This window comes from Bradyrhizobium sp. 142, from assembly GCF_023074015.1.
Lineage (GTDB): Bacteria > Pseudomonadota > Alphaproteobacteria > Rhizobiales > Xanthobacteraceae > Bradyrhizobium.
This window is the reverse complement of sequence record NZ_JADPKQ010000146.1, coordinates 1-4,697: the sequence shown is the minus strand read 5'-3', so window position 1 is coordinate 4,697 and position 4,697 is coordinate 1. Positions and strand designations below refer to the sequence as shown.

The window sequence follows — 4,697 nt, the reverse complement described above, 5'->3', positions numbered from 1 at the left end:
GCCTGTGCCGGCTTAACTCGATCGAACCGCCGTGGTACGGACCCGTATGCCCGGTGGTGTGGGAGGGGTGGCGTCGCGAGACGTCCCCCTATCCCGATCGTTGACCCAGAGCGGACATCAGCGGACATCAGCGGGCGTTGAAGCAGCCTTGCGTGATGGCCTCTTCGTAGCATTTGTCAGAGAAGCCCGGATAGCACTGCCGTAGCCTATGGGTTATCTCCTCGTATGTAGATCGTTTCGACATTAGATCATCACCGGCTTGATCGGCTGCCTGCAAGAGCGCGCCCGCGCTCCGGCTGGCGTCCCTGATTTCGTCTTCCGAAAAGCGATCTATCAGGATGTCCAAGTCCACTGGAAGCGGTTGCGGATGCGGACCGAACCGCAGAGAAAATGTGTTATAAGATGGCAAACACTGCATCGGGCAACTGGGCGTTCCGCGCTTCGTTTTCTACCCTCGCACGGGCAGCGGCTCGAAGCTGTTCTATTCGTTCATCCATCTGTGTGCTGCTTGATTGATTGGGAACACGCAGAATTATCTCCGTCAGCCTCAGAAGACCAGCCACAAACAGCTTCTTGTCGCGGGTCTGCAAGTGGCCCTCTCGCTGAAGTGTCCGGTAGAGGTCTGCATCGATGCGATTGACCCGTAGCGGGCCGACTATCGGGACGAGCAGGGGACAACGAAGTACGTGCTCCTTCGCAGCTAAGCGAGACCCCGTCAGTGTTCGACGCGGATTTCACTAGCGATCCGCCATCATGCTCGAGCGGTTGCAATTCCAGATTATACGCATTCACGCATATGGTCATTTTATACGCTTTCGCGTATTGCACATCTTATGGATACGATCACCCGCACACCCCAGCAGCTTGGCGCCGCCATTAGGCGATACCGCCGGCAAAAGAACCTCACCCAGGGGGCCCTGGGCAACAAGATGCACGCGCGACAAGCGACTGTCTCGAAGCTGGAGGCCGGCGAGCCAGCGACGCAGCTACGCACCCTCACGGATGCGTTGGCCGCCCTGGATCTGGAACTGGTCATCCGACCGCGCACGAAAGGGTCGGTGAAGGCCATCGAGGATCTTTTCTGACGGGGCGCCCTCTATCCGAGCGCCTCTCAACGTCTACCTGATTTGCTCAGCTTGAATTCTTCGCATTTTGACCCATTCCGGCAACATTTTGCACCGCGGGCTCTTGGGCGCTTAGTCCTAGAGGGGAATTCATTATTGACCCTTTTGAATTATTGACCCTTTTGATGAGAGCCCGAGATAGTTCTTCAAAAGTCCCAAAGCGTTCAATTTTGAGGGGTTCACGCGAGGCCTCGGAAAACCAGAATACAGGGCCTTTAAACGACAGGGACGATGACGGCATCAGTACATAATCGAAGATTGCCTCATTGTTCTCACCCAGCCTCAGGGCGACAATCCATCCTCGCGGCCGTCGCACGCGGCGAGCTACTGTCCACCTAATCGGCCTGCCGACGTGCATCCGCCACTTAGCTATTCGGAAGCAGATACTCACGCAATTTTCGACGTGCAAACATTCATTGACAACATCGATACTGGCGCTCCTACCCGAGCTTTCGAATGCCTCTTTGAGCTTCGCAGCGTTCTTGAGCTGAAAATCAACCCAACGTTTGTGTGCATCGAGCTTGTTCCAGTAATCTTGCTTGCCGCTGTACCCGATCAGCCGGTAGAGATTTCGCACGGTGCCAAAGTGCTTGAGATAGGTGGTTATAGATGGCAGGCCGGGCGTCGCATTGATTATTTCCGCGCTGAGCTTGCCCTTTTTCATCAGAATTTTTCGAAGGCGAACAAGCATCTGTTCTTTCGATATGCGGACACAACGCTGCTCTAGGGCCTTGCTCGCGCGTATGAACACATCTCGGTCAACGATTGCTTCGATCGCGCCTTCGCTTCTGACCCAGAGTTCTCTTGGATTAGGTGTTCTCTTGGCGCCCAGTTTCTTTGTGCCGCGATTGTATATGGCAGTACCGACGTAGGCCTCTTGCCGCAGAAGCATGCTTATGGAGCTTCGGCGCCAAGGTCCTCCTCCATTGGTGGGAACTCCGCACCGATTAAGCTCCCGCGCGATTGCTCTTTGAGACGTGCCCCGAAGGTATTCATCGAAGATCCATCTGATAACGTCGACTTGGTCCTTCGCTCCAGGCGCGAGCTTTACTCGGTCTGTGGTCAAAAATTTTCGCTCCCCCGGGCGTAGGCTTCCTTTCCGCTTGCATTCGTCGTCCACAACCTGCCGCTCTAGCCCAAACGGCGCTGGCCCGCCCATTTTGAAGCCTAGGCTTGCGAGACGCATGGCTCCTGCGTGAACCTTGCCAGAAAGCTCACGGCTGAACTCGGCTGCCATAACCCTTTTGATATTCTTTACGATGCTGGAAAGAAGGCTGCTGTCATTGTCAAACTGCTCCGCGCAATAGGCAACTTTCAGCCCCGCCTTCCGACAGATGAACTCGTAGTGCGCGCTCTCGTCGACGTCCTGAAAGCGTCCCCATCGGCTGACGTCAAACACCAGCAGATGGCCAAAATCGACGTCACCAGACCGAACGTCGTCAATCAGATCGGTAAGGCCTTGCCTGTTCTCGATCTTCAGCCCACTCTGGCCCTCATCGCAGTAAGTGCGAACAATCGTCAGCTTGTGAAGTTCGGCATACGTGGCGATCACCGCCGCCTGATTTTCGATGGAGTATTGTTGATAATCTGTAGACATGCGGACGTATTGCGCCGCGCGGTGCATCTTTTGCGTCTGGGGCAATCGATCCCGGTGTACGATGAGAGCTTTTGACATAGCTCCTCCCGGCAGTATTCATCTCGCCCCGGAGCGAAAATAGCCGCAAAAATTCGATCGGTGCGAGAGAAAGTCGATGTGGGTCAATTGCTCTGTCGTAACTAAGTTGATGAGCACAAGTGCTCGCTCACGGTACGATGGCGAATATCGAGGTCGTGTCCCATTTTTCGGCGGTGAGGACCGACATCGGGGTGGCGAGGGCGAACCGGCGCGAATGCCGCGAAGCAGCCTCGACAGCTCGCTTGTGGAATGTAAGTGGCCCAAATGCGAAGTGCACGATTTCCGCTATTTGGGTCGCTATCGGGGGAAAAGCGGACGTCGCACACAATCCGCGGGCGGTGTTACTGCGTTAGAAATCCGAATGCGACAACCAGTGCCACCATGCTCGCGAAAATCAGCAGCGCCGGGAGGGATTTTCGGGTCATTGGCCTCGTCGAATGGCGCGCAGCCGATTGACCGGGCTGAGGTCTAGGCGGTCTCTGGGACCGCACGACTTTGCCCTCTGTCGTTGGCGTCCGAGCCTTTGGTTCCGGCGCTGCGCCTACGCCTCCCATCTCGCTGTAATAAGCGCTGTAGACCTCGCGAACGGCTAGGGCCGTGGACTCGGCCTCGCTCATTGTCTCGAGCCGAGTTCGATAGTTAGTCAGAAAGCTTTGGGCGCTGGACGGCAGGTCATCGAAACCACCGAGCTTGGCCATCATGAGCCAGGTGGCAAAATCCGCCTCAGCCTTCGTGCGCGCTTTCTTGGCGATACTGGCGTTGGAGCTAGAGGACATGGTGGTCCGATTGGTTTGAACCCGGCCGCGCAGCTGTTCATCGACACCATCCGCGCCGCGGGAAAGGCAATTGGCAATCCAATCACAGTAATGACGGCGCGGGAGAGTTCAAACGCGAACCTTACCAACTAGGTCAGCGTTTTCATGGTTTGAATCATATCAGGCGGCGTCGGCGAGCTTGTAAGACCATGTATGGATGACGGGATGGCGGTTGACGTCGTCGATACCAGCCATGATGCGCTCCTTGAGTTCATGTTTCGATGTCACGCGGATATGGCGCAGGATCGAGCGAGCGAATTTGGAGAAGAAGCCCTCGATGAGGTTGAGCCACGAACCATGCTTGGGCGTGAAGGTGAACTCGAAGCGGCCAGTTGGTCGAGCGTCGAGCCAAGCTCTTGTTTCTTTCGATATGTGGGCGGAATGATTGTCGAGAATCAGCTTGATCGCGGTGCTGGCTGGATAAGCGGCGTCGAGAAGCTTGAGGAAGTCGATGAACTCTCGGCTGCGGTGGCGGTCTTTGACGAGCGCATGGACCTTGCCGGTAAGCAGGTCGATTCCGGCCAACAGGCTGAGCGTGCCATGACGTTTGTACTCGTGATCCCGCGCAAAGGTCGCGTAGACGCCGGGCTCGGGTGGCAAATCCGGCGCCGTCGTCGCGAGGGCCTGGATCCCAGGCTTTTCAGAGCCGGCTCCGGAAATCTGCACAGGACGTTAAGTGGAGTTTCTGCCTGACGACGGGCACGATAGGCCCGCGAATCAGGAGAGACGATGAGCAGACGAGCACGCCGGAATCACTCACCGGCCTTCAAGGCGAAGGTGGCTCTGGCCGCCGTCAAAGGCGATCGGACGATAGCCCAACTGGCCGAGCATTTTGACGTTCACCCCAATCAGATTACGGCGTGGAAATCGCAGCTTGAGGGCAATGCTTCCGGGATTTTCGGACCAGGGGGCGGGCCGCCGGCCGCGCCCGCAGTCGATGTGAAGTCGCTGCATGCCAAGATCGGAGAGCTGACGCTGGAGAATGATTCCTAAGAAACGGCAGCAACTACTTTCGGCTCCAAGGGCTGGAGAACAAAGCCGAATGCCTTGGCACGCCGATGCAAATTGTTGACCACTCGCGTC

Annotated in this window: 4 protein-coding genes and 2 pseudogenes; 2 read left to right on the top strand and 4 right to left on the bottom strand. The window is 56.6% G+C overall.

The window, feature by feature from the left end; all coding sequences use genetic code 11:
* Positions 1 to 395: 395 nt before the first annotated feature.
* Positions 396 to 590: a hypothetical protein gene (locus tag IVA82_RS14475; protein WP_247390402.1), complete on the bottom strand. Its 195-nt coding sequence runs from the start codon at positions 588 to 590 to the stop codon at positions 396 to 398.
* A 243-nt stretch (positions 591 to 833) separates the two neighbouring features.
* On the opposite strand from IVA82_RS14475, the gene IVA82_RS14470 reads away from it, so the two are divergent.
* Positions 834 to 1,085: a helix-turn-helix domain-containing protein gene (locus tag IVA82_RS14470; protein ID WP_247390404.1), complete on the top strand. Its 252-nt coding sequence runs from the start codon at positions 834 to 836 to the stop codon at positions 1,083 to 1,085.
* A 46-nt stretch (positions 1,086 to 1,131) separates the two neighbouring features.
* On the opposite strand, the gene IVA82_RS14465 is transcribed toward IVA82_RS14470, so the two are convergent.
* From IVA82_RS14465 to IVA82_RS14455, 3 genes and pseudogenes are all read right to left on the bottom strand, one after another.
* Positions 1,132 to 2,799 (bottom strand): recombinase family protein, encoded by a 1,668-nt coding sequence (locus tag IVA82_RS14465; protein ID WP_247390406.1) that lies wholly within the window; start codon positions 2,797 to 2,799, stop codon positions 1,132 to 1,134.
* A gap of 341 nt (positions 2,800 to 3,140) precedes the next feature.
* On the bottom strand, positions 3,141 to 3,575 hold the full coding sequence (locus tag IVA82_RS14460) for a hypothetical protein (RefSeq protein ID WP_247493336.1): 435 nt from the start codon (positions 3,573 to 3,575) through the stop codon (positions 3,141 to 3,143).
* A gap of 159 nt (positions 3,576 to 3,734) precedes the next feature.
* Positions 3,735 to 4,286, bottom strand: a pseudogene (locus IVA82_RS14455) (IS630 family transposase); the annotation flags it as partial.
* Positions 4,287 to 4,343: 57 nt separating this feature from the next.
* Between IVA82_RS14455 and IVA82_RS14450 the strand changes: the two are divergent.
* Positions 4,344 to 4,601 (top strand): annotated as a pseudogene (locus IVA82_RS14450) (transposase); the annotation flags it as partial.
* Between the last annotated feature and the right edge of the window lie 96 nt (positions 4,602 to 4,697).

Excerpts from the sequence above, each read along its gene's own strand:
- IVA82_RS14460 (WP_247493336.1), bottom strand. The coding sequence starts at position 3,575 with ATGTCCTCTAGCTCCAACGCCAGTATCGCCAAGAAAGCGCGCACGAAG.
- IVA82_RS14470 (WP_247390404.1), top strand. The coding sequence starts at position 834 with ATGGATACGATCACCCGCACACCCCAGCAGCTTGGCGCCGCCATTAGG.
- IVA82_RS14465 (WP_247390406.1), bottom strand. The coding sequence starts at position 2,799 with ATGTCAAAAGCTCTCATCGTACACCGGGATCGATTGCCCCAGACGCAA.